This is a genomic window from Paenibacillus sp. VTT E-133280, from assembly GCF_002264385.1.
GTDB lineage: Bacteria > Bacillota > Bacilli > Paenibacillales > Paenibacillaceae > Paenibacillus_AQ > Paenibacillus_AQ nitricinens.
This window is the reverse complement of the sequence record NZ_NFUX01000152.1, coordinates 1-1822: the sequence shown is the minus strand read 5'-3', so window position 1 is coordinate 1822 and position 1822 is coordinate 1. Positions and strand designations below refer to the sequence as shown.

The following is a 1822-nucleotide window of genomic DNA, read 5'->3' as shown; positions in this document are numbered from 1 at the left end:
GAGACTGTCTATGGTAGTTTGAGCCTCTTGTCGTTAAGAAGTATCCATCGCACAAAACGGGATCGAAGAACAAATTAGTTACCTTACCTGTTTATGTTGACTGGTCGTCACCAGATTGCTTTCCTGCATCGTAATCATCGTTACAAGTGTCCGTTAAGTTGCGGACAAAGTCCTATTCTTTGCATTTCACCTTTACTATAGTTGTCGTGCTATCCATCTTGAAAGGTGCGATTATGCCTTCCTCTCCCTCACTATCGCTACAAGGTTTCTATAGTTGCAAGTAAATTTGAAAAAACCGCAAGAGAGCGAACATAACAAAAAACAGGTCAATCATGGTAGTATCTGACCATAAGCAACCTGTTTTATGTACCTGAAAAGCATTATTTAGGTTATAAATTTCTAGCATTACTGTGCTGTGCGTACAAACGAAACGTCGAAATCTCTATACCTGTATTACATGGATTAAGTGTGTTACTGGTTAAATCATAGGTTTATTCGGCACTTCTTGATAGCCCTTCATGCTTTCTATTCAGATAACATTGTTAGAAATTCCTCGAAACTATCTTCAACATGATAGCTGACTGGATCAAGTTCACCAGAATTTTCATGATCCCACACACAAACCTTAGGATTATTTCTAGATTCACGGAAATCTAAACATAGAAAATCACCAGCAAATAGAATTGCTATTGGTAAAATATCAACTCCAATCAAATCCTCATTATCGGTAAGCCTATCTTCAATTTGAGTTAGTGTTACATCAATATCATACATTCCTAACTGATTATCTCTGGGTGTTTTTAATAAGCATAGAAATCTGTCTATAGCATAGTCATGATTATTACATTTAAAACTACTATTTATTGGTCTACCACCATTATTCACTTCTAAAAATGAAACAAAATCATTTGGTAACTTGATTCTCCAGAATCCTTCTTTTCTTTGAAACAGATCTTCCGTGGGTAATGGTAGTATTATTGTGTTTGGATCAACCTTCATTTTAAACCTCCTCAATTTAGTATATTATCTAGGTGCATCTGCCCACATTCCTGTTGTTCTCCCACCGTTATGTGGTGTTATATTATGAATACCATATGGGACTAACTCCATTTGCCCTGGCAATTCAGTATGGTGCCAAGTCATTCCTTCTCTATGCCCTCCTATTTGTTTATCTAACCATTCAAACTGTTCTTTATCTTTTAATAGCCAAAATTCCTTAGGTAAAGACACTGTTTCTTGAACTACGCCAGCGCCTTTAAAATCAGCAAAGCCATATTTCATCCCATTAACTTTAGTTACTTTTATTTCTGGGATTAAACTTTTCTCTATTGCTCGTTCTTTTATAAGTTTTTTCTGACCTACGGTTAAATTCCCACCTCCTATTATATCTTCATTCCACGACCATTTTTTATTTAAGTCAACAGTTTCTTGATAAAAATGAGCGTAGTCATCAAGAACATCTTCAAATTTCTTAATCCCATTAACAAAATCATCTATATTTTTTAGATAACCTTTACCCGCCCCCTCAACCGCCTTCACTTCCACGTCCTTTATTGAATGATTACTGTCACTTTTTCCTTCCAGCTTCTCTCTTAATATCCGGTCCATTTCATTCTTAAAATTGATTTGCATCGGAGTCTGTGGAAGTGCCGGGGTATCTACATCTAGATTATTTATCTTGAATTGAAAACCTTCATTTGTGCTAAATGCCGGCAACGGTTTTTGTACCTCAAAACCTTTTACAGAATCTAAACCTTTTGGAGGCTTTAGACCTCCGCCTCCTGTAGGAAGCAAAGATTTTTCTACCGGACCATACAACAGA

The 1822-nt window shown here is 36.3% G+C and carries 2 protein-coding genes; both read right to left on the bottom strand.

Annotated elements, in window-relative coordinates; translation table 11 throughout:
* Positions 1-525 precede the first annotated feature (525 nt).
* The gene (locus tag CA600_RS30515; RefSeq protein ID WP_094874823.1) at positions 526-999 is read right to left on the bottom strand and encodes an SMI1/KNR4 family protein; all 474 of its coding nucleotides are present in this window, start codon (positions 997-999) and stop codon (positions 526-528) included.
* 24 nt (positions 1000-1023) lie between these two features.
* Positions 1024-1822, bottom strand: a 799-nt coding sequence (locus CA600_RS30510) for an HNH endonuclease signature motif containing protein (protein WP_256990091.1), incomplete at its 5' end; no start/stop codon positions are given.